The 22,393-nt window shown below is 70.6% G+C and carries 20 protein-coding genes, 1 pseudogene and 1 riboswitch; of the genes and pseudogenes, 1 reads left to right on the plus strand and 20 read right to left on the minus strand.

Annotation, left to right across the window (positions count from 1 at the left end; all coding sequences use genetic code 11):
* The 16 genes and pseudogenes from AC1DCG_RS21940 to AC1DCG_RS22015 all read right to left on the minus strand — a co-directional run.
* Positions 1-177, minus strand: a pseudogene (locus AC1DCG_RS21940) (IS21 family transposase); the annotation flags it as partial.
* A 347-nt stretch (positions 178-524) separates the two neighbouring features.
* A complete protein-coding gene (locus AC1DCG_RS21945) occupies positions 525-1,799 on the minus strand; it encodes a Xaa-Pro dipeptidase (RefSeq protein WP_477041670.1) in 1,275 nt (424 codons plus the stop codon).
* A gap of 93 nt (positions 1,800-1,892) precedes the next feature.
* Entirely contained in the window at positions 1,893-2,729 is an 837-nt protein-coding gene (locus AC1DCG_RS21950; protein ID WP_205685389.1) for an alpha/beta fold hydrolase, read from the minus strand.
* Between the two features lie 397 nt (positions 2,730-3,126).
* Positions 3,127-4,533: a sensor histidine kinase gene (locus tag AC1DCG_RS21955; RefSeq protein WP_477029003.1), complete on the minus strand. Its 1,407-nt coding sequence runs from the start codon at positions 4,531-4,533 to the stop codon at positions 3,127-3,129.
* Between the two features lie 4 nt (positions 4,534-4,537).
* Positions 4,538-4,852 (minus strand): type II toxin-antitoxin system RelE/ParE family toxin, encoded by a 315-nt coding sequence (locus AC1DCG_RS21960; protein WP_477029004.1) that lies wholly within the window; start codon positions 4,850-4,852, stop codon positions 4,538-4,540.
* A gap of 8 nt (positions 4,853-4,860) precedes the next feature.
* Complete coding sequence (locus AC1DCG_RS21965) at positions 4,861-5,085, minus strand: hypothetical protein (protein WP_477029005.1); 225 nt, start codon at positions 5,083-5,085, stop codon at positions 4,861-4,863.
* 33 nt (positions 5,086-5,118) lie between these two features.
* On the minus strand, positions 5,119-5,790 hold the full coding sequence (locus tag AC1DCG_RS21970; protein WP_165257310.1) for a response regulator transcription factor: 672 nt from the start codon (positions 5,788-5,790) through the stop codon (positions 5,119-5,121).
* 184 nt (positions 5,791-5,974) lie between these two features.
* Positions 5,975-7,546, minus strand: a complete 1,572-nt coding sequence (locus tag AC1DCG_RS21975; protein ID WP_165257312.1) for a Do family serine endopeptidase — start codon at positions 7,544-7,546, stop codon at positions 5,975-5,977.
* A 127-nt stretch (positions 7,547-7,673) separates the two neighbouring features.
* Positions 7,674-8,162 carry a cytochrome c-type biogenesis protein gene (locus AC1DCG_RS21980; RefSeq protein ID WP_477029008.1) on the minus strand — a complete coding sequence of 163 codons (489 nt, stop codon included), beginning with the start codon at positions 8,160-8,162 and terminating at the stop codon, positions 7,674-7,676.
* Positions 8,159-10,141 (minus strand): heme lyase CcmF/NrfE family subunit, encoded by a 1,983-nt coding sequence (locus AC1DCG_RS21985; protein ID WP_477029009.1) that lies wholly within the window; start codon positions 10,139-10,141, stop codon positions 8,159-8,161. Before AC1DCG_RS21985 ends, AC1DCG_RS21980 begins: the two co-directional genes overlap by 4 nt.
* Positions 10,138-10,632: a cytochrome c maturation protein CcmE gene (gene ccmE / locus AC1DCG_RS21990; protein WP_477029010.1), complete on the minus strand. Its 495-nt coding sequence runs from the start codon at positions 10,630-10,632 to the stop codon at positions 10,138-10,140. The genes AC1DCG_RS21985 and ccmE overlap by 4 nt, the downstream gene beginning before the upstream one ends.
* Positions 10,629-11,756, minus strand: a complete 1,128-nt coding sequence (ccmI, locus tag AC1DCG_RS21995) for a c-type cytochrome biogenesis protein CcmI (protein WP_477029011.1) — start codon at positions 11,754-11,756, stop codon at positions 10,629-10,631. The genes ccmE and ccmI overlap by 4 nt, the downstream gene beginning before the upstream one ends.
* A gap of 366 nt (positions 11,757-12,122) precedes the next feature.
* Positions 12,123-13,454: a hypothetical protein gene (locus tag AC1DCG_RS22000; RefSeq protein WP_165257320.1), complete on the minus strand. Its 1,332-nt coding sequence runs from the start codon at positions 13,452-13,454 to the stop codon at positions 12,123-12,125.
* Positions 13,455-13,628: 174 nt separating this feature from the next.
* Entirely contained in the window at positions 13,629-15,023 is a 1,395-nt protein-coding gene (locus tag AC1DCG_RS22005) for a sensor histidine kinase (protein WP_165257599.1), read from the minus strand.
* A 16-nt stretch (positions 15,024-15,039) separates the two neighbouring features.
* Positions 15,040-15,717: a response regulator transcription factor gene (locus tag AC1DCG_RS22010; RefSeq protein WP_165257322.1), complete on the minus strand. Its 678-nt coding sequence runs from the start codon at positions 15,715-15,717 to the stop codon at positions 15,040-15,042.
* Between the two features lie 17 nt (positions 15,718-15,734).
* Positions 15,735-16,052, minus strand: a complete 318-nt coding sequence (locus tag AC1DCG_RS22015; RefSeq protein WP_165257324.1) for a PepSY domain-containing protein — start codon at positions 16,050-16,052, stop codon at positions 15,735-15,737.
* Between the two features lie 157 nt (positions 16,053-16,209).
* Positions 16,210-16,424, plus strand: a riboswitch (cobalamin riboswitch).
* A gap of 113 nt (positions 16,425-16,537) precedes the next feature.
* Between AC1DCG_RS22015 and metE the strand changes: the two genes are divergently transcribed.
* The gene (metE, locus tag AC1DCG_RS22020) at positions 16,538-18,886 is read left to right on the plus strand and encodes a 5-methyltetrahydropteroyltriglutamate--homocysteine S-methyltransferase (RefSeq protein WP_477029012.1); all 2,349 of its coding nucleotides are present in this window, start codon (positions 16,538-16,540) and stop codon (positions 18,884-18,886) included.
* A 139-nt stretch (positions 18,887-19,025) separates the two neighbouring features.
* On the opposite strand, the gene AC1DCG_RS22025 is transcribed toward metE, so the two are convergent.
* The 4 genes from AC1DCG_RS22025 to AC1DCG_RS22040 all read right to left on the minus strand — a co-directional run.
* Positions 19,026-20,474, minus strand: a complete 1,449-nt coding sequence (locus AC1DCG_RS22025; RefSeq protein ID WP_477029013.1) for a GntP family permease — start codon at positions 20,472-20,474, stop codon at positions 19,026-19,028.
* A gap of 150 nt (positions 20,475-20,624) precedes the next feature.
* On the minus strand, positions 20,625-20,825 hold the full coding sequence (locus tag AC1DCG_RS22030) for a hypothetical protein (RefSeq protein ID WP_101718418.1): 201 nt from the start codon (positions 20,823-20,825) through the stop codon (positions 20,625-20,627).
* Positions 20,826-21,007: 182 nt separating this feature from the next.
* The gene (locus AC1DCG_RS22035; RefSeq protein ID WP_165257330.1) at positions 21,008-21,940 is read right to left on the minus strand and encodes a DnaJ C-terminal domain-containing protein; all 933 of its coding nucleotides are present in this window, start codon (positions 21,938-21,940) and stop codon (positions 21,008-21,010) included.
* A gap of 86 nt (positions 21,941-22,026) precedes the next feature.
* Positions 22,027-22,393 (minus strand): hypothetical protein (locus tag AC1DCG_RS22040; RefSeq protein WP_477041671.1); only part of this gene is annotated, 367 nt, incomplete at its 5' end.

Consider the following 22,393-nt stretch of genomic DNA (forward strand, 5'->3'; position numbering starts at 1 on the left):
GACCTAGCTTCGGGTGCGGCTGCTCGCGCCGCTCGTACTCCGGCGCCGTATCACCCGACCGCAGGATCTTGCGCACCGTGTTGCGCGCCAGGCCCATCTCCCGCGCGATCGTCTTGACGCCCTTGCCCCGCGCGAAGTGCTCGCGCCGGTCTTCGCCACCGTCTCCACTACCAACATCCCCGTCTCGATCCGCGGCTACACAAGCCGCCGATCTGGCCATCAAAGCCTCAAGGACAGGGGGTCATTTTTGGACGCCGATATCCCCGAGATGGGGGTCATTTTTGCAAGCCGAAACACATTCCTCCCCGTTAGAGTGAAACCTTTCCCAAACTGTGTAAGGCAGTTCAGGGAAAGCCAATCCAACTCCTAGCATGAGTTAGGTGAGCAACCTGACCCGAAGCGGACCTCGCCGATGTTCGATATGAGCCAGGTTGGCGGGTCCGCCGGCGCGACAAGCTGTCCACCCGCGAGCGGACCTTCCCAACGTCGGAGAAGAGTCAAAAGCCGCTTCCGAAACACCAGTCCTACTTCCGCACCACCGCCCCGCCCTTCATCACGAACACCGGCTTCTCCAGAACGGTCACGTCGGCCAGCGGGTCGCCCGAGACTGCGATCAGGTCGGCGTAGCGGCCCGCCGTCAGCTGCCCCAGATCCTTGTCGCGCCCCAGGGCCTGGGCGGCGTTCACCGTCGCGGCCTGGATGGCCTGCAGCGGCGTTGCGCCATAGCGCACCATCACCGCGAACTGTCTGGCGTTGTCGCCGTGCGGATAGACCCCGGCGTCGGTGCCGTAGATCATCTTCACACCGCCCTTGAGGGCCTTGCGGAAATTCTCGCGCTGGACCTCGGCGATGTCGCGGTCCTTGCGCAGGTTGTCCTCCAGCACCCCGTTCCGGGCGCCCTCGGCCTGGGTGTAGTCGGTGTTGTAGATGTCCATCGAGAACCAGGTTCCCTTCTGGGCGGCCAGCCTGATCCCCTCGTCGTCGACGAGGCTGGCGTGCTCGATGGTGTCGATGCCGGCGCGGATCGCTTCCTTGATGCCGGCGCCGCCGTGGGCGTGGGCGGCGACCTTGAGGCCGGCCATGTGGGCCTCGTCGGCCACGGCCTTCATCTCTTCGTAGGTCAGCTGCTGCTGGCCCGGCTCGTCGCCGCGCGAGAAGACCCCGCCGGTGGCGCAGATCTTGATCACCTGGGCGCCGTACTTCTTCAGCGTGCGCACCGCCTTGCGGGCCTCGTCGGGGCTGTCGATGTTGTAGGGGGCCTTCTGGTCCATCGACGGCGGGAAGAAGGTGCTGTCGCAGTGCCCGCCGGTGGCCCCGATGGCGTAGGTGGCGGTGACCACGCGCGGCCCGGGCACGACGCCCTCGTCGATCGCCTCGCGCAGGCCCACGTCGTTGAAGCGGTCGGCCCCGACGTTGCGCACGGTGGTGAAGCCGGCGTTCAGGGTGGCCTTGGCGTTGGCGGTCTGGGTCACGCTCCAGAAGGCGTCGCTGAACTGCAGGGCGTTGTAGCCGCCATAGACCGGCGAGGCGTCGAGATGCACGTGCATGTCGATCAGGCCCGGCAGCAGGGTCGCGCCCGGCAGGTCGACGGCCTCGGCGCCGGCGGGGATCGGAAAGTCGCCGGCCTTGCCGACGGCGGTGATCCGGCCGCCGACCACCAGCACCACGGGCTTATCGACATAGCGCCCGGAGGCGACGTCGAGCAGGCGGGCGGCGGTGAYGACCTTGGTCTCGGCGGCGTGCGCGGCGCCGGCGCTCAGCGCCAGGGCGGCCAGGGTCGAAATCGTCAGTCCACGCATGCGTCGGCCTCGCGCTGAGTTGCAGGCGAGGACGCTAGAGCGTGACCGTGAAAGTGGAAAGGGCGGCCGCGCATGGCGGCCGCCCCTTTTTCGTCAGGCCTTGAAGAAGGCCAGCAGGTCCGGATTGATGATCTCCGGATGGGTCGTGCACATGCCGTGCGGCAGACCCTTGTAGACCTTCAGCTCGCCCTTCTTGACCAGCTTGGCCGACAGCAGCGCGGAGTCGGCGATCGGCACGATCTGGTCGTCGTCGCCATGCATCACCAGCACCGGCACGTCGACCTTCTTGAGGTCGTCGGTGAAGTCGGTCTCGGAGAAGGCCTTGATGCAGTCGTAGTGGGCCTTGACGCTGCCGGTCATGCCCTGGCGCCACCAGTTCCAGATCACGCCCTGGTCGACCTTCGCGCCCGGACGGTTGAAGCCGTAGAACGGGCCGGCCGGCACGTCGTAGAAGAACTGGGCGCGGTTGCCGGCGGTGGCGGCGCGGAAGCCGTCGAACACCTCGATCGGCAGACCGCCCGGGTTCTTGTCGCTCTTGACCATGATCGGCGGCACCGCGCCGATCAGCACGGCCTTGGCCACCCGGCCCGGCTTGGCGCGGGCGACGTAGTGGATCACCTCGCCGCCGCCGGTCGAATGGCCGACGTGGATGGCGTTCTTCAGGTCGAGGTGGTCGGTCAGGGCCGCGACGTCGGCGGCGTAGGTGTCCATCTCGTTGCCGGTGTCGGTCTGGGTCGAACGGCCGTGACCGCGGCGGTCATGGGCGATCACCCGGAAGCCCTGGGCGTAGAAGAACATCATCTGGTTGTCCCAGTCGTCGGCCGTCAGCGGCCAGCCATGGTGGAACACGATCGGCTGGGCGGTCTTGGGACCCCAGTCCTTGTAGTAGATCTGCACGCCGTCCTTGGTCGTGACGAAACCGCTGCTCATGGTCTTGGCTCCAGGGGAAGAGATCGCGGGCGCAGCCGCGGCGAAGGACGGCGCGACCGCGAAAGCCGCCAGGCCCAGGCCAGCGGCGAGGACGTCCCTGCGCGAGGCGCCGTCGTCGGAAGGTTGGGTGGTCATCGCTCGCCCTCTGCATCGAACAATCGGGGACGACGTCATGCCGTTCCCGAGCCCGTGCAAGGTGGCCCAGCGCGGCCGATGGGGCTTGAACGTATCGCGCGACCGCTGGGACGAACGCGCCGGAGCGTGCGGCGCCGACCAAGATCCTCCCCCTCTGGGGGAGGTGGCCCAAAGGGCCGGAGGGGGCCGGCATCGCCGGGTCAGTTCCCCCTCCATCGCTCCGCGACAGCTCCCCCAGAGGGGGGAGCATCTGGCGTCCGCCCTACTCGACGCGCGGCAGCACCAGGGCCACGCGCAGGCCCGGGCCCATGCCGTTGTATTCGCCCGGCCCCTCGGCCAGTTCCAGACGGCCGCCGTGCGAGGCGGCCACCGCCTGCACCAGCGACAGGCCAAGACCCGCCCCCGGCTCGCTGCGGCTGTTCTCCAGGCGCACGAAGCGCTGGACCACGCGGGTGCGGTCTTCCTCGGGCACGCCGGGGCCGGTGTCGGTGACCGAGAACTCGAGTTCGCCCGACGAGCGCCTGCGCAGGCGCAGCATGATCGCGCCGCCCTCCGGCGTGTACTTGATGGCGTTGTCGAGCAGGTTGGCCAGGGCCTGGGCGATGAACTCGCGGTTGCCGCGCAGGGACAGGGCCGGGGTCACCTCGGCCTTGAAGTCCAGCCCCTTGTCCTCGCACGAGAACTCGTAGAGCTCGGCCATGTCGGTGGTCAGGTCGCTGGCGTCGAACGGCTTCTGGTCGGGCGCCTGGCCGGCGGCCTGCAGGCGGGCGATGGCGAGCACGGCGTTGAAGGTCTTGAGCACGCCGTCGGCGTCGGCCAGGGCCGTCTCCAGCGCCGCCACCGGATCGCCCTTGCCGTTCTCGGCGTCGATCAGGGCCACCTCCATGCGGGCGCGCAGGCGGGTCAGGGGACTGCGCAGGTCGTGGGCGATGGCGTCGCCGGCGTGGCGCAGCCCGCCCATCAGCCGCTCGATGCGGTCGAGCATGTCGTTCAGGCCCTCGGCCAGCTCGTCGTACTCGTCGCGCACGCCGCGGATCTTGGCGCGGGCGTGCAGGTCGCCGCCGCGCACGGCGTTCACCACGTCGACCAGGCCCTGCATGCTGCGGCTGACGTTGCGGCTGATCAGCACCCCGCCGGCCAGGCCCAGGATGATGACCAGCGCGCCGGCGCCCCACAGGGCCCGGACGATCTTCATCACATAGCCCTGGGACTCGGCGACGTCGGCGCCGACGAACAGGATCTCGCCCCCCGCCAGGCGCTCCTGCACGCCGCGGGCCGGCCGCCGCACGGGCGCGCCGTCCAGGTCGGTCTCGGTCAGGGTGAAGGTGTCCCAGCTGGGGCCGACGCCGTTGAAGTCGTCCAGCGGCGAGGCTTCGATCGAGCCGGTGATCTTCTTGCCGGTCTTGTCGGCCAGAAAGTAGACGAACGGCCGCTCGCCGATCGAACGCTCGACCAGGGTCTGGTTCAGGGCGTTGATGCCGCCCTGGCGGTAGGCCGCCTCCAGGCTCTCCATCTCGCGGGTGATCTCGGCGTCGGCGCGCCGGTCCACCTCGCCGGCGGTGGCGATGTAGATGTAGCCGAGGAAGGCCGTCGCCGCGGCCGCGAACAGGGCCAGGAACAGCAGGGTCAGCCGGAACGGCGTGGAACGGACGAGGCGCGGCAGGCGCATGGTTCTAGCTCTTCTTGCCCATCAGGGCGGCGGTGTCTTGGCGGCTGTCGAGGATGCGAAGGACCTGGATCCCCGCATCGTCGGGCAGCGGGTCATAAACGATCACCCACGGCCGAACGGAGAAGGATCGCGGGTCGCTTTCGAAGTCGTGCCTTGGCCGACCAAGCAGCGGACGCCGCGCCAGCAAGACCAGCGCCGCTTCCAGACGATCGGACACCGCCTGGGCGCGATCGACGCCGCCTTGTCGAGCGATCCACAGCGCCAATCGCAAAGCGTCGCGCCGAGCGTCAGGGCTGCGTTCGATCCTGCCCCCGGCCATGTCGCGCGCTAGCGGCCTTCCTTGCGGAGAATGTCGCGCACCTCGGCCATGACGTCATCCATGGTCCAGGGCTCGCCCTTCCCCTCGGCCAACTCACGCCGCGCCTCGATGATCGACTCGTTGATGGCGTCGTGATTGCGCACCAACCAGGCCTCCATCTCCTCATCGGAGGGGATCGGGCCAAGGCCGTCACCGACCTCGTCGTCCGGGATGGGCTTGGACGGCTTGTTCATGACGCTCAGCCTAACACGGGTCCGGCAGGCCGCCTACGGATCGAGGCGGTAGCCGGCCCCGCGCACGGTCTGCAGCATGGCCCGGTCGAAGCCCTTGTCGATCTTCGATCGCAGGCGGGAAATGTGCACGTCGATGACGTTGGTCTGCGGGTCGAAGTGGTACTCCCACACCTTCTCCAGCAGCATGGTGCGGGTCACCGACTGGCCGGCGTGGCGCATCATGAATTCCAGCAGCTGGAACTCGCGGGGCTGGAGGTCGATCTCCTTGCCCTGGCGATGGACGGTGCGGTTGATGAGGTTCATCTCGAGCTCGCCGACCTTGAGGGTCGTGGCCACCGCGCCCGTCTCGCGGCGGCGCGACAGGGCCTCGACGCGGGCGATCAGCTCGGGGAAGGCGTAGGGCTTGACCAGATAGTCGTCGGCGCCGGCCTTCAGGCCGTCGACGCGGTCGGTGACCTCGCCCAGGGCCGACAGGAACAGCACCGGCGTCTGGTCGCCCTCGCGGCGCAGGGTCGAGACCACCTCGACGCCGTTCTTCTTGGGCATCATGCGGTCGACGATCAGCACGTCGAAGCCGCCCTTGCCGGCCTCGACCAGGCCCGCCTCGCCGTCGGGCGCGTGGACGCACTGGTAGCCGGCCTCGGTCAGGCCGTGGGTCATGGCGCCGGCGGCCTCGAGATCGTCCTCGATAATCAGAATACGCATCAGCCAACCCCTCGTGCGCCGATGGAGAAACGACCCACGTTCTCCCGATTCGACCAACCGGCGCGATAGTAGCCGGCTCGATACCGGCTTTGCGAGGCAGCGTACCTTAAACCTTGGTCACATACGAAAAATCCCGCCCCGATGGCTCAGGGCGGGATCGATCTTCGGTCCGTGGAGGATCGGCTTACGGCGCGATCTTCAGCGGCACGATGGTCGGGCGGCCGGCGCGGACGATGCGCAGGTTGACGCTCGGACGCTGCAGTTTCTTGGCCGTCTCGACCGCGGCGTTGACCTCGGCCACCGTGGCGACCACCTCGCCGTTGACGCTGGTGATCACGTCGCCCTTGCGCAGGCCCTTTTCGCCTGCGTCGGACGAGGCCTTCACGTTGTCGATCAGCAGGCCCTTGATGCTGGCGTCGATGCCGTTGGCCTTGCGGCCGGCGTCGTCCAGCGGCGACAGGCTCATGCCGAGCGCCTCGGCCTTGGGGGCGTCGGGCTTGGCCGGAGCGGCCTTTTCACCGCCCTCGTTGTCGTTGTCGGCCAGTTCCTTCTCGGTCGGGCGGACGCCCGAACGGATCTCGACGGTGCGGGGCTTGCCGCCGCGCAGCACGGCCAGCTTGATGACTTCGCCCGGACGGGCCTTGGCCACCTCGCGGGTCAGTTCCGAACCGCTCTTGATCGCCACGCCGTTGACGCTGGTGACCACGTCCTCGGGCATCAGGCCGCCGCGCTGGGCCGGACCGCCCGGCACCAGGTCGGCGACGATGGCGCCCTTGGTCCCGGCCAGGCCCTGAGCCTCGGCCATCTCGCTGGTGAACGGCTGGATCTGGGCGCCGATATAGCCGCGCACCACCTTGCCGCCGTTGATCAGCTGCTTGGCGGTGGCCTCGGCCACGTCGGCCGGGATCGCAAAGCCGATGCCCACCGAGCCGCCGGTCGGCGAGAAGATCGCCGTGTTCACGCCGATCACCCGGCCGTAGATGTCGAACGACGGACCGCCCGAGTTGCCGCGGTTGATGGGGGCGTCGATCTGGATGTAGTCGACGAACTGCGAGGAGTTGTCGCCCAGGTCGCGGCCATAGGCCGAGATGATGCCGGCCGTGGCCGTGCCGCCCAGGCCGAACGGGTTGCCGATGGTGATCACCCAGTCGCCGACGCGCGGACGGGCCTGGTTCTCGAAGTTCACATACGGGAACGCCGCGCCCTTGGCCTTGGGATCGGTGACCTTGATCACCGCAAGATCGGTGCTTTCGTCGCGGCCGACGATGGTGGCCTTCAGCTCACGGCCGTCCTTCATGACGACGTTGATGCCGTCGGTGTCGGCGTCGGCGACCACGTGGTTGTTGGTGACGATGTAGCCGTCGGCCGAGATGAAGAAGCCCGAGCCCGAGGACTGCTGCTTGGGGGCCTGGGCCTCCTCGCCTTCCTCGCCCGGCTTCTGGCCGCGCGGCACGATGTCGAACGGCAGGCCCTCGAGGCCCGGGATCCGCAGGCGCGCCTTCGGGTCGGCCTTCGAGGTCACGTCGATCTGCACGACGGCCGGCGAGACCTTCTCGAAGATGTCGGCGAAGGACAGCGGCGCGCCGGGCGGCGGCGCGAACATCGGGGCGCTGGTCGCCGAAGCCCGCACCAGCGACGGCTCCTGCTCGGCCGCGCCGGCCGGTCCCATGCGCATGCCCACGCCCGCCAGGGCGGCGCAAGCAACGCCCGCACCCGCGACGGCGCCAACAATGAATCCTGACTTCCGAGCAGCCATCTTTCGTCTTTCCTCACCCACGACGCTCTGCGCCGGGTTCTCGAACAGAACCTAGTTGCACCAGCAAATCGTGCAACGGCTCCAGGATTATCTTTCCTTCATCCTCGCGGCGTTTCTTGCGGCCTCATCAGGGCGCAATCGTGTCATTCGTCTCCTGGACGTCCGCGAGCAGCCCCTTCAACCGCGCCTCTTCCTCCGCCGACAGCGCCTCCGGCGCCGCTTCGGCGCTGGCCCGGCGCCGCAGCAGCGCGACCATCAGCCCCCCGCCGGCCAGCAGAACCGCCAGCGGCGTAAGCCAAAGCACCGCGTTTCCGGGCGAGAACGGCGGCTTCAGCAGCACGAACTCGCCGTAGCGCTCCGTCAGGAACGCACGGATCTCGTCGTCGCTCCGCCCCTGCTTCACTTGGTCGCGCACCAGAAGACGCAGGTCGTGGGCCAGGGCGGCCTCGGAATCGTCGATGGACTCGTTCTGGCAGACCAGGCACCGCACTTCCTTGAACAGATCGCGCGCCCTGGCCTCCTGGGCGGGATCGGGCAGGCGTTCGGAAGGGTCCGACGCGGCCGCCATGCAGGCCAGCGCGGCCAGAACCACGGCGACGGAGCGAAGGGCCTTCACGCCTGCGCTCCCTTGGCTTTCCTGGCGACGCCCATGCGCAGCCGCCGGTCCGACAGCGAGACCGCCCCGCCCAGGGCCATGATCAGCGGCCCCAGGAAGATCAGCCGCACCCACGGATTGACGTAGGCCCGCACCAGCCAGGCCGGCTGGCCGTTCGCGCCCGCCCGGCGCTCGCCGATCACCACGTAGAGGTCGTCCAGGCCGCGCGGGCACAGCGCCACCTCCGAGGTCGTCTGGCCGCCGGTGGGGAAGAACCGCCGCTCGGGCTGGGCCGTGCACACCAGGCCCCCGCCCTGCTTCTCGATCCGCACGATCCCGCGTTCGGCCAGGTAGTTGGGACCTTCCAGCGTGCCGACGTCGGTCAGGGTCAGCACATAGCCGCCCAGTTCGATCCGGCCGCCGACCGACAGCGCCTGGGCGCTCTCCACCCTCCAGGCGGTCTCGAAGCTGGCGCCCAGCACGAAGAGGCCAAGGCCCGCGTGGGCGATCGTCGTGCCCCAGGCGCCGCGCGGCAGGCCGCCGGCCCGACGGCGGACCTCGGCCCAGGGGACGCGGAAGGCCTTCACCCGCTCAGCCAGCTCGGCCTGCGCCCCGCCGATCAGCCAGAAGCCCAAGACGAGGCCCAGGCTGGCCAGCGCCTTGCGCGGCGTCACCACGGCGTAGGCGACCAGGCCCAGGATCGCGGCGACCAGCAGGGCCAGCCACAGGCGGCGCACGACGAGGCGCGCGTCGCCCCGCTTCCAGGCCAGCAGCGGTCCGGCCGGCAGGATGGCCAGCGCCAGCACCAGAAGCGGCGTGAAGGTCAGGTTGAAGAACGGCGGGCCCACCGACACGGCTTCGCCGTCCATGGCCTCGCGGATCAGCGGATAGAGGGTGCCCAGGAGCACCGTCGCCGTCGCCGCCGACAGGATGATGTTGTTGAGTACGATCGCGCTCTCGCGGCTGACCGGCGCGAACAGGCCGCCGGCGTTCAGGCTGGGCGCGCGGATGGCGAACATCAGGAAGCCGAAGCCCGCGGCGATCCCCATGATGGTGAGCAGCAGCACCCCGCGCGTCGGGTCGACCGCGAAGGCGTGCACGCTGGTCAGCACGCCCGAGCGCACCAGGAACGCGCCCAGCATCGAGAAGCCGAAGGCCGCCAGGGCCAGGAACACCGTCCAGCCCGGCAGGGCGCCGCGCTTTTCCAGCACGATGGCCGAGTGCAGCAGGGCCGCGCCGATCAGCCAGGGCATGAAGCTGGCGTTCTCGACGGGATCCCAGAACCACCAGCCGCCCCAGCCCAGCTCGTAATAGGCCCAGAAGGCGCCCAGGGTGATGCCGATGGTCAGCAGGCTCCAGGCGGCCAGGGTCCAGGGCCGCACCCAGCGCGCGAAGGCCGCATCGACCTTGCCCTCGATCAGGGCGGCGACCGCGAACGAGAACACCACCGAGAAACCCACATAGCCGGCGTAGAGGAACGGCGGGTGCACGGCCAGCGCCCAGTCCTGCAGCAGCGGATTGAGCGAGCGGCCCTCCACCGGCGGGTCGGCCAGGCGGGTCAGCGGGTTCGAGGCGAAGACGGTGTAGGCCAGGAACAGCACGCCCAGGGCGCCCTGCACGGCCACGGCCCAGGCCCGCAGGCGCGGCGGCAGGCGCTCGCCGAACACCGCCACGGCCGCGCCATAGCCGGTCAGAACCAGGCACCACAGCAGCATCGAGCCCTCGTGGCTGCCCCAGGCGCCGGCCACCTTGTAGAGCAGCGGCTTGGCGGTGTGCGAGTTGGCGGCCACGTTGGCCACCGAGAAATCCGAGCCCACGAAGGCGTAGATCAGGGCCGCGAAGGCGCAGGCCAGCGCCGCGAAGGCGCCCAGCGCCGCGCCGCGTCCCGCGCCGGCCAGCACGCCCGAACGCCGCCACGCCCCGGCGGCGGAAAGACCCGTCTGGGCGACCGACAGGGCCAGGGCCAGAACCAGCGCGAAGGCGCCGAACTCGACGATCATCTGGCGGTCTTCTCCGCACCATAGGACGGCGGCGGGGCGCCTTCGCCGCGCCACTCGCCTTGCTCCTTGATGGCTTTCGCCACCTCGCGCGGCATGTAGCGCTCGTCGTGCTTGGCCAGCACCTGCTTGGCGACGAACACGCCGCCCTCGTCGAAGGCGCCGGTGGCGACGATCCCCTGCCCCTCGCGGAACAGGTCGGGCAGGTCGCCCTGGTAGCGCACCTGGCTGGTCGCCTTCTGATCGGCGACGACGAACTCCACCAGGCCGTCGGGATGCTTGACCACGCTGCCCGCCTGCACCAGGCCGCCGAGCTGCACCTTGCGGCCGGCCGGCACCTTGGCCTCCTGGGCCTGGGCGGGGGTGTAGAACAGCGAGATCGAGTCCCGCATGCCGTATAGCGCCAGGCCCACCGCCAGCGCGGCCACCGGCGCGATCGCCAAAAGGATGGTCAGGCGCCGGCGCGCCTTGCGGGACTTGGGAAGCAGGCTCATCGGGCGTTGGACCTGGGGGCGCTCGGGTTCTGGGGAGCCGTGTCGGCGGCCTGGCGCAGGGCGGCCAGCACCCGAGGCTGGTCCTTGAAGCGCTCGGAGGCGTCCTTCAGGGCCGCGTCGCGGCTCGCGACATCGCCCAGCACGGCGTAGGCCCGCACCAGGCGCACCCAGCCCTCGGGATCGTCGGGCGCGGCGGCCAGGCGCTGGGCCAGGCCCTCGACCATGCCCTGGATCATCTCGGGGGTGACCTCGCCGGCGGCGGCCTGCTGTTGGGCGACAGCGTCGACCAGGCGCCCGGCCTTGGCGGTGCGGTCGATCTCGGCGGCCAGCACCGGCCGGCGCGGATCCTCGGCCGGCAGATCCGCCAGCACGGCGCGCCAGGCCGACAGGCCCGTCTCGACCCGGCCGTCGGCGATGTCGCCCTTGGCCAGGTGATAGCGGGCCGACAGATTTTTCGGGTCGCGCTTCAGCGCCTCGGTGAAGGCCGTGCGGGCGTCGGCGCCCACCTGGCCCTCCTCGCTGGTGACGAAGGCCTCGCCGAGCGCGGTCCACAGCTCGGCCCGCTGCGGGGCCAGGCGCACGGCCTTGCGCAGGGCCTCGGCCGAGCCGACGGCGTCGCCGCTCGCCATGCGGGCGATCGCCAGGTTGCGCTGGAGCTCGACATTGTTCGGCTCGGTCCTGGCGACGTGCTCGAGGATCGCCACGATGCGCGGCGGATCCAGCAGGGCCGCGTCCCCGGCCCGCCACTCGGCCACCCGCTTCTCGAACGGCTGGTCGGGCGCGCCCGGCGCCCCGACGGCGACATAGAGACCCAGCGCCAGCAGCGGAGCGACGGCCGCGGCGGCCACCACCACGCGACGGGGGCCCAGCCCCTCCTTGGGCCAGGCCGCGCCCTGGTCGGCGGCGGCCAGCAGGCGACGGGCCGCCTCGGCGCGGGCGGCCTTCAGCTCGCCCTGCGCCAGCAGGCCCCGTTCGGCCAGTTCGTCGATCTCCGACAACTGGCGGCGATGCACGGCCAGTGCAGGATCGTCCCCGGCGGACGCAAGACCACGCGCCGCGCCCCGCAGCACCAGGGCGGCGACGGCGGCGGACAGACCCGCGGCTGCGATCCAGAAACCGATCATGAGACCGCTGTTAGCCGGAGAAGCGGCCGCCCGTCAGTGAAAAAACGCTCTTAAGGAAGCAGATTGAGCGAGCGGTCGAGGGATCGCCCACCCCTAGGGTTCGTACCCGGTTGCAAGCTCCAAGAGATTTGTCATCCCGGCCGAAGGAGCGCGTCAGCGGTCCGTAGAGCCGGGATCTCCAACGTCTGCAGCTTCGGAACGGTGGGAGATCCCGGCGCTCCGCTTCGCTACGGCCGGGATGACAGGATCATAAGCGATTGAGAATGCTCGATCATGGGCGGGTCGATCGAGTCCAGACCCTGACCGTCAGCGCCCGCCTTCGCGGGCATGCACGAGGATGGGGCCGTCCTGAAAAACTCTATGGACCTACGCCGCCATCGCCGCGACGGCGCGGCGACGGACGATCTCGGCGGTCTTCTCGTCGCGGGTATGGACGATGTAGCCGGCGGCGATGTCGAGATAGGCCCGGGCGATCTGGGGGTCGCCGCCCTCGGCCGTGCGGGCCACGTGCAGACAGTCCTCGATGTACTGATCCAGGCGCTGGTTCAGCTTTTCCAGGGCCTTGGTCCGCGTCGCGCCATAGCCGGCCTGGGCCGCGCAGGGACGCAGGTCCTCGATGAAGGCCAGCGCCGCCGCGGCGCGCCGCACCAGCGTCTCGTCCGGAGCCGCGTCCAGCTTGGGCACGCCCTTGCCGCCGCCCATCTTGCCCATCATCGAGATCGGCCGCGACGGCAGGGCCAGGGCCAGCTCCTTGTCGGCCGCGTTCATCCGCGTCTCGGCCGCCTGGGCCGCCGACTGCTTGAACTTGGCCAGACGCTTGCCCCACGGGCCGTCCTTGGCCACGTCGACGGCCTGCTCGAACTCGGTCAGCTGGTTGGCGATGCGCTGGGCGCTGGCGGCGGCCTCGCGCCCGGCGCCGGCGCCGCCGGAAAGGTCGAAGCCGCGCACCTGCTCGATGCTGGCCTCGATATCGGCCAGCATGCGCTCGCCGAAGGCCTTGACCTCGGACGAGGCCAGATAGCGGTCGTTGGGACGGTCCATCACCGCCGAGATCACCCGCAGGATCCGCCAGGGCTCGGGCAGGTGGGCGGCCAGCATCTCGAACATCCGCGGGCCGGCGTCGCTGCTGATGGCGCAGGCGTCGCGATAGGCCAGGCGCGCCGAGGCCGCCCGCTCGCCGTTCATCCGGCTGACCCACTCCGACAGCCGCGGCAGCGCGTTGCGGACGATCACCGACAGATCCAGATAGTCGGCCAGTTCCGCCGCGTCGCAGATCTGGCCCACCGCCTCGAACTCGGGCCGGGTCGGCTGGCGCAGGCCGCGCGCGGCGATCTTGCACAGCTGGTTGAAGACGTCGGGCGCGCCGTTGTCGAGGTCCCAGGGATTGCAGCGCGCCGCGCCCTCGGCGACCTGGCGCGGGGCCTCGGCCTTCAGGGCGATCCACAGCAGGGCCAGCGCCCGGCGCGGAAACTGCGGCAGGTCGGCCCCGCGCGGCTGGCACAGCGGCGCGATCGGCGAAAGGATGGTGTTGCGGACGTAGCGGTCGGCCGTCTCGTCCTCGACGATGGCCCGCACGGTGGCCAGCGCTCCGCCCGTGGCGTTGGCCAGGGCCAGCTCCAGACTGCGCAGAGCCGCATCGGGCGCGGTCTCGACCAGCGTCCTGATGATCTGCAGTTTTTGCGCGGCGAGTGCGGCCATGGATCTCCGCCGGGAACTGGGGGGTGTCCTGGCAGCGTCAACCATGTTGCGGACGAGGTTAAAACTTTCCGAAACCGCTGCTTTTTCAACGCAGGAAGGCCGGACGAATGGTCGCGGGGCCGCAAACTCCACCTGTGCGACAGCGCGCTCGCCGAAAGATGGCGCCCGGTAGCGTTAACCCTCGGCCCGCGGCAGCGACAGCACCACCCTAAGGCCGCCCAGGGGCGAATCGTCCAGCCGCACCGAACCGCCATAGGCCCGGGCCAGTTCGTCGACGATCGACAGGCCAAGGCCCGTGCCCGGCGTGTGCTCGTCCATCCGCTGGCCGCGCTTGAGCGCATCGGCCCGCTGCTCGGGCGGAATGCCCGGACCATCGTCGTCGACGATCAGCAGCATCTTGCCCTCGCCGTCGGCCTTGGCCTCGGCGCGGATCTTGGCCTTCGACCACTTGCCGGCGTTTTCCATGACGTTGCCGGCCAGTTCCATGAAGTCCTGCCGCTCGCCCTGGAAGCACAGGTCCTCGGGGCAGCGCCAGTCGATCTCCACGCCCCGGCCGTCGGACTTGTCCTGGAAGATGCGCTCCAGCGTCACGGCCAGTTCGTCGAGGATCGGCTCCACCGGCGTGCGCTCGCCGCTGGTCTGCGAGCGCGCCGCCGCCCGCGCCCGGCGCAGGTGGTGGTCGACCTGCTCGCGCATGGTCTGGGCCTGGCGCTCGACGACGTCGGCCAGCGACCCGCCCTGCTGGCTGGCCTCGGTCAGCATCACCGACAGCGGCGTCTTCAGCGCATGGGCCAGGTTGCCCACGTGGGTGCGCTGGCGCTCGACCACTTCCTGGTTGTGGGCCAGGAGGCCGTTCAGTTCGCCGGCCAGCGGCTCCAGCTCCACCGGATAGGGTCCGGCCAGCCGCTCGGCCTTGCCGCGCCGCACGTCGGCGATCTCGCGGCGCAGGCGGAAGATCGGCTGCAGGCCGAACCGCACCTGCACGACGATGGCCAGGATCAGGCCCGCGCCCAGCAGCAGCAGGGCGAAGATCGTGATCCGGCCGAAACGGTCGGCGTCGGCGTCGATCGGCGAGCGGTCCTCGGCGGCGATGAACACCACCGGATCGGGATAGTTGGGCAGGCGCGCCAGGATCGCCGCCGCCCGCAGCGGCTTGTCCTGCGGGCCGTGCATGTCGAAGTACTGGGTCTTGCCCGGGTCGGCGGTCAGCCGGTCGACCTGGGCCGTCGACAGCATCAGGTCGCTGTCGAACAGCGAACGCGAGCGCTCGACGGCCTTCAGCGCGCCGTTCTTCTGGGCGAAGATCGTCCAGTAGCGGCCCGAATAGGCCCGGGTGGCGCGGATGTCGGTCAGGAACGGCGCCTTCAGCACCCCGTCCTCCACCGCCGAGCCGGCGTAGAGGTCGTCGGTCAGCACCGCCAGCGACTGGTCGAACCGGCGGATGGCCGCGTCGCGGAACTGGGCGGTCAGGAAGGCCCCGGCCGCCAGCAGCACGATCAGCGTCCAGATGGCCGCCAGCAGCACCAGCCGCCGGACGAGCGAGCGCTTGCGGAAGTCGAGCAGCATCAGGCGCCGCCGCGCGGGATCACCCGGCCGTCTCGCCTTCCAGCGGGGTCAGCCGGTAGCCCAGGCCGCGCACCGTCTCGATGCGGTCGGCGCCCAGCTTCTTGCGCAGGCGGCCGATGAACACCTCGATGGTGTTGCTGTCGCGGTCGAAGTCCTGGTCGTACAGGTGCTCGACCAGCTCGGTGCGGCCGATCACCCGGCCCTGGTGCATCATCATGTAGTGCAGCAGGCGGTATTCCAGCGAGGTCAGGCGCAGCGGCTCGCCGTTGACGCTGGCCCGCGCCGCGCGCGGATCCAGGCGCAGGCCGCCGCAGGTCAGGCTGGGCGCGGCGTGGCCGGCCGAGCGCCGCAGCAGCGCCCGCAGGCGCGCCAGCAGTTCCTCGGTGTGGAAGGGCTTGGTCAGGTAGTCGTCGGCGCCCGCGTCGAAGCCGGCGACCTTGTCGCTCCAGTCGCCGCGCGCGGTCAGGATCAACACCGGCGTGGCGATGTTGCCGCGCCGCCAGCGCTCCAGCACCGACACCCCGTCCACCTTGGGCAAACCCAGGTCGAGRACGACCGCGTCGTAGGGCTCGGTCTCGCCCAGGAACTGGGCCTCCTCGCCGTCGGCGGCGTGGTCGACGGCGTAGCCGGCGTCGGCCAGGGCCAGCTTCAGCTGGCGCGACAGATCGGGTTCGTCTTCGACGAGCAGGATGCGCATGTTAACCTAGGAACTCCTTAGCCCCCGCTGAGGATCTGGCCGCTCTCGGCGTCGACGATGAAGTCGATGCGTCGGCCGTCGGTCGTCGCCCAGCGGATGCGATAGTTGCGCCCCTCCAGGCCCGCGTCGAGCAGGCGACCGGGGGTGCGGCGCGCGATGCGGTCGATGACCACGCTCAGCGGCACCAGCCGGCCCGACTGAACGCCGCCGCGCGCCTGGTCCTGCCGGGCCCGCCAGTCGGCGCCCAGGGAGTCAGGGCCGCGCTGGGCCAGAGCCGCGCCCGGGAGGGCGGCGACGATGGCGGCTGCGGCGAGTATGGCTCGGATCGGCTTCATGGCGTCCGGTTTAGCCGCATGCGGCTGAATGGAGACTGAACGCGGGGTTTATGAACGGTGTGCGACGTCCTGTCACGGGCCAAGGCCACGCTCCGGCGCAATCGGAGATCACATAAAGATATCTTTATGTCCTTATTGACAAAGCACGCGACCCCGGGCTTGATAAGGGGGTCGTGGTCTGCGGGCGTTTCGCGCCCAAAGCTAAGAGGGAAGCCGGTGTAAAACCGGCGCTGCCCCCGCAACTGTAAGCGGCGAGCGGCCGTCCGATACGTGTCACTGGCGCCCCGAACTCGATTCGGTGGGGCGCCGGGAAGGCCAGGACGGCGGCGTTGACCCGCGAGCCAGGAGACCTGCCTCGACAGATAACGTCCTCCGGCGGGGTGCCCGGTCTGGTCGCGTGTTCAGGCGCGGGTCGGCCAGCCCGTTCGCGCGCCCGCGCCTGCGTCCCGTCCAGCCTCCGTCACCATCGAGACAGAGGCTTAGAAATGACCGTCACCGTCGCCGCCCTCGGCTTTCCCCGCATCGGCCCCCAGCGCCGCCTGAAGACCGCACTCGAAGCCCACTGGGCCGGACGCCTCGGCGCCGCCGAGCTGCAGCGCGAGGCCGCCACGCTGCGCGCCCTGGCCTGGCGCCGCCAGGCCCACCTTGGCGTCGACCACGTGCCCAGCAACGACTTCTCGCTCTATGACCACGTGCTCGACACCGCCGTCATGGTCGGCGCGATCCCGGCCGCCTACGGCTGGACCGGCGGCCCCGTGGACCTGCCGCTCTACTTCGCCATGGCGCGCGGAACCCAGGGTCGTCAGGTCTGCGACCACGGCTGCGCTCACGAGACCGCCGCCACCGGCCTGCCGGCGCTCGAGATGACCAAGTGGTTCGACACCAACTACCACTATCTCGCGCCCGAACTGTCGCCCGGCCAGGCCTTCGCCCTGACCTCGACCCAGGTCGTCGACGACTTCCTCGAGGCCAAGGCGCAGGGCGTCTTCACCCGCCCGGTGATCCTGGGCCCCGTCACCTTCCTCAAGCTGGCGAAAAGCAAGGACCCCAACTCGAATGGGGACTTCCAGCCGCTGTCGCTGCTTTCGGCCCTGCTGCCCGTCTACGCCGAGCTGCTGCAGCGCCTGGCCGTGGCCGGCGCTGACTGGGTGCAGATCGACGAGCCGTGCCTGGCGCTCGACCTCACCGACTTCGAGCGCGCCGAGATCCGCCGCGCCTACGGCGCCCTGACCCACGCCGCTCCGCGCATCCGCATCCTGCTGGCCGGCTATTTCGGGACCTATGGCGACAACCTCGCCACCGCCGCCAACCTGCCCGTCGACGGCCTGCACCTGGACCTGGTGCGTGCGCCGCAGGACCTCGACGCCGTCGTCGCCCTCGCCCGCGACAGCCTGGTGCTGGAACTGGGCGTCGTCGACGGCCGCAATGTCTGGCGCGCCGACCTGACGGCCATCCTTGACAGGGTCGAGCCGATCGTCGCCGCCCGCGGCCCCGACCGGGTGATCCTGGCCCCGTCCTGCTCGCTACTGCACACCCCGCTGGACCTGGCCATCGAGACCGATCTCGACCCCGAGGTCAGCCAGTGGCTGGCCTTCGCCGTGCAGAAGCTGGAAGAGCTGGCCATCCTGGCCAAGGCCCTCAACCAGGGCCGCGCCGCCGTCCGCCCCGAGCTCGACGCGGCCGCCGCCGCCGTCGCCTCGCGCAAGACCTCGCCGCGCATCCACGACGCCGCCGTCCAGGCCCGCGCCGCCGCCGTCACGGACCGCGACACGACCCGCGCCACGCCGTTCGAGCAGCGCATCGTGCTGCAGCAGGCCCGGCTCGGCCTACCGCCCCTGCCGACCACCACCATCGGCTCGTTCCCGCAGACCGCCGCCGTCCGCCAGGCCCGCGCCGCCCACGCCAAGGGCCAGCTGGCCGACGCCGACTACGCCCACTTCCTGCGCGCCGAGACCGCCCGCGCGGTGGCCTGGCAGCACGAGATCGGCCTCGACGTGCTGGTCCACGGCGAGTTCGAGCGCAACGACATGGTCCAGTACTTCGGCGAGCGGCTGAACGGTTTCGCCTTCACCAAGCACGCCTGGGTGCAGTCCTACGGCTCGCGCTGCGTGCGCCCGCCGATCCTCTACGGCGACGTCTCGCGCCCGGCGCCGATGACGGTGGAATGGTGGGCCTACGCCCAATCCCTCACCGACAAGCCGATGAAGGGCATGCTGACCGGCCCGGTCACCATCCTGCAGTGGTCGTTCGTGCGCGACGACATCCCGCGCGGGCAAACCTGCCGCCAGATCGCGCTCGCCGTCCGCGACGAGGTCGTCGACCTCGAAGCCGCCGGCGCCGCGATCATCCAGATCGACGAGGCCGCCCTGCGCGAGGGCCTGCCGCTGCGCCGCGGCGACTGGGACGCCTATCTGGCCTGGGCCGTCGAGGCCTTCCGCCTCGCCGCCAGCGGCGTGCGCGACGAGACCCAGGTCCACACCCACATGTGCTACTCGGAGTTCAACGACATCATCGCCGCCATCGGCGCCATGGACGCCGACGTCATCTCCATCGAGACCGCGCGCTCGAAGATGGAGCTGCTCGACGCCTTCGAGGCCTACGCCTACCCGGCCCAGATCGGCCCGGGCGTCTACGACATCCACGCCCCGCGCAGCCCCGGCTCGGGCGAAATGCTCGACCTGCTGGCCAAGGCCGGCGCGCGCCTGTCGCCCGCCCAGCTGTGGGTCAATCCCGACTGCGGCCTGAAGACCCGCAAATGGGAGGAAGTCGAACCGGCGCTCGCCAACATGGTCGCCGCCGCCAGGGCCGCGCGCGAGCAGCTGGTCGGGGCGTAGCCGCTACAAACCTCGTCATCCCGGAAGCCGCGCAGCGGCTATCCGGGACCCAGGGGCCGCCGCACTGCCGCCCGCCCCTGGGTCCCGGCTCTCCGCGCTACGCGCTCCGGCCGGGATGACGAACATTGAGCAAGTAGACCTAGCACGCCCCCAGCATCGTCCCGGCCGCGATCACCACCGCCAGCGCCGCGATCGACGGGACGATGCCCACCATCACGATGTCGCCGTAGCTCTCCTTGTGGCCGCAGCCGCACAGGGCCAGCAGGCTGACCACCGCCCCGTTGTGCGGCAGGATGTCCAGCGTGCCCGAGCCGATCACCGCCACCCGGTGCAGCAGGGCCGGATCGACCGCGTGGCGCGCGGCCAGGTCCACATAGGTCGGCCCCAGCGCCTCCAGGGCGATGGTCAGCCCGCCCGAGGCCGAGCCGGTCAGGGCCGCCAGCACATTGGTCGCCGCCGCCAGCGACACCAGCGGCCCGCCCGGCAGATCGAGTACCGCGTCGCGCACCAGGCCGAAGGCCGGCAGCCCCGCGATCACCGCCCCGAAGCCCACCAGGCTGCACACCGACAGCGCCGGCAGCACCGAGGCGTTGGCCCCCGCGTCCATGCTGCGCTTGAGGTTCGACAGCCGTGTCCAGTGGATGCCCACCAGCGCCGCCGTTCCCGCCGCCAGGGCCGCGGCCACCGACCATACGCCGGCCACGTCGCTCAGGCTCGCCCCGCCCCAGCGCGGCTCCACCAGGAACGAGGCGTCGATCCTGGGCAGCACCGCCAGCGACATCAGAAGGTTCACGGCGATCACCACGGCCAGCGGCGCGACCGCCGCCAGGAAGCCGGGCGCCGAGGTCGCCGCGGCCCCGCGCTCCAGCTCGGCGGTGTCGAAGTCGCGCGCCGTCACGGCCCGTTCGCGCACGTCGGGATCGCCGGCCGCCAGTGCTTCGCGCTCGGTCCGGCCATAGCCCTCGCCGGCCTTGCGGGCCCGCCTCTGGGCGTGGGACAGCCAGGCCATGCCGCCGGCCAGCATCACCGCTCCAGCCAGCACCCCAAGGCCCGGCGCCGCATAGGGGCTGGTGCCGAAGAACGGCATCGGGATGGCGTTCTGGATCGCCGGCGAGCCCGGCAGGGCGGTCATGGTGAAGGTCGACGTGCCCAGGATCAGCGTCGCCGGCATCAGGCGTCGGGGAATGTCGGCGGCCTGGAACACCGCCCTGGCCATCGGGACCAGCACGAAGAACGCCACGAACAGGCTGACCCCGCCATAGGTGACCACGGCGCCGGCCAGCACGACGGCCAGCACCGCCCGCCGCGCCCCCAGGCGCTGGGTCATGATCCTGGCGATGGCCGAAACCGAGCCGCTGTCGTCCATCAGCTTGCCGAACAGCGCGCCCAGCAGGAACAGCGGAAAGAACTGCGCCAGGAAGCCCGCCGCCCCGGGCATGAACCTCTGGGTCAGGCTGGCCAGCAGAGGCTCGCCCGAAAATCCGGCCGCCACCAGCGCCGCCGCCGGCGCCAGCAGCAGCACGCTCCAGCCCCGATAGGCCAGGCCCACCAGCAGGGCCAGCGCCAGGACGATGCCGAGAAAACCCATGCGCTGCCCTCCAGGATCGACCCTGGCGAGCTTTCATGTCGCCGGCGCGACAGGCAACCGGCGATGGTCTGGATGAAGAGGGAGGATCAGGGGGCGCCCGCTATCGCGGCGTCCCTTCGCGCGGTTCGCCCGCGCTCATGGCCTTCGAAATCAGGCCGAGATGTCGACCAGCACGCCGGTCAGTTCGCCGGTGGCCTGGGCCAGGGCCGCGCCGGCCGCCTGGGTCGCCTTGGCGTTGGTCTGCGCCACGGCCAGCTGCGTCAGGTCGACGATCGCCGCGGCGGCCTCGCCCGAACCGGCCGGGCGCGGCGGGGCGTAGCGGACGGCGGCGTTGGTTGCGGAAACCTGCACGACGACTTCCCTTCTGGAAACACCGCGCAATCTGGTCGCCAGGTCTTAACCAGACCTGACCAGGCATGGTTAAGAGGGGGTGACCCCGCCCCGGGGGACTGTCTCAGCGATCCTGCCGTTTTCCCCGCCTTCGCGGGGAAGAAYGGATTTGAAGACGACCGTCGACTGAAGCTCGCCCGCCCCTACCGCCGCTTGGGGGTGTAGGGCTTCTGCTCGCGCCAGGCCTGGGCGAACTTCTCCAGGTCCTCGTCGATGGTCTCGGGCAGGGTGACGATCAGGCGGGCGTAGAGGTCGCCGCGGTGGCCCTTGGCGTCGGCCAGGCCCCGGCCCTTCAGCCGCAGCTTGCTGCCGCTGTTGGCGCCCTTGGGCACCGTCACATTGACCGGGCCGTCGGGCGTGGGGGCCTCGACCTTGCCGCCCAGCACCGCGTCGGGAACGCTGACCGGCAGGTCCATGACCAGGTGCTCGCCTTCCTTGCGATAGATCGGGTGCGGCTTGACCGCCAGCTCGATCAGAGCATCGCCGTTCCCGCCGCGGCCCGGGCTGCCCTGGCCCTTCAGGCGCAGGGTCTGGCCTTCCTGGGCGCCGGCCGGGATGGTCACGTCGATCGTGCGCCCGTCCGAGAAGGCCACGCGCTTCTTGCCGCCCTTGATTGACTCTTCCAGGTCGATGTCGAGCCGCGCGCGCACGTCCGCGCCCTTGGCCGAGAAGCCGCCGCCGAACCCGCCGCCGCCGCCGCCGGCCCCGCGATTGCGGCCCAGGATGTCGCCGAACAGGTCGTTGAGGTCGATCTCCGGCCCCTCGCCGCTGCTGCCGCCGCGCCCGAAGCCGCCCCGGTTGAAGCCGCCGCCGAACGGACCCTGGCCGCCGCCGAAGCCGCGCATGGTCTCGCGGCCGTCGGCGTCGATCTCACCGGCGTCGAACTTCTTCTTCTTCTCGGCGTCGCCGAGGATGTCGAAGGCGGCGCTGACCTGCTTGAACTTGTCCTCGGCCTTCTTGTCCCCGGGATTGGTGTCGGGGTGGTATTGCTTGGCCAGCTTGCGGAAAGCCTTGCGGATCTCGTCCGCGCTCGCGCCGCGGGAAACGCCAAGCTCCAGATAGGGGTCGCGCGCCAAGGAAGGCCCTCAAGGAAGTACGGAAATGCCGAAGCCCCTCAATTAGGCGGTTCCGCGCCGGGCGCAAGCCAAATGTTGCATTAATATCACAGCGAGATCGTCGCAGCCGCGCCCCAGCCCCAGTCGGCCGCCCCCTGCGCCACCCTGGCCGACAGCGCGCCCGACGGTCCGCCCGGCAGGTCGGCCGCCCGCATGGCCGCCGTCCACACGAACGCCCGCGCCGGGGTTTCGACCGTCCGCACCACCGTCGCCCCGTCCAGGATCTCCACCCGCCAGGCCTCGCCCGTTCCCGCCGCCGGCGCCTCGGCCTCCCAGCCGTCGCCGTCGGCGGCCGAGCGCCGGATCCACGACAGCCGCGCATCGCCGCCCGCCGTCCTGGCCCTCAGGTGGGCCGGCGACCAGGGCCGCAGGGCCAGGCCCCGCCAAGCCGCCTCCACCTGCGTCATCGCCGGT

This window comes from Caulobacter sp. 10L414, from assembly GCF_056395525.1.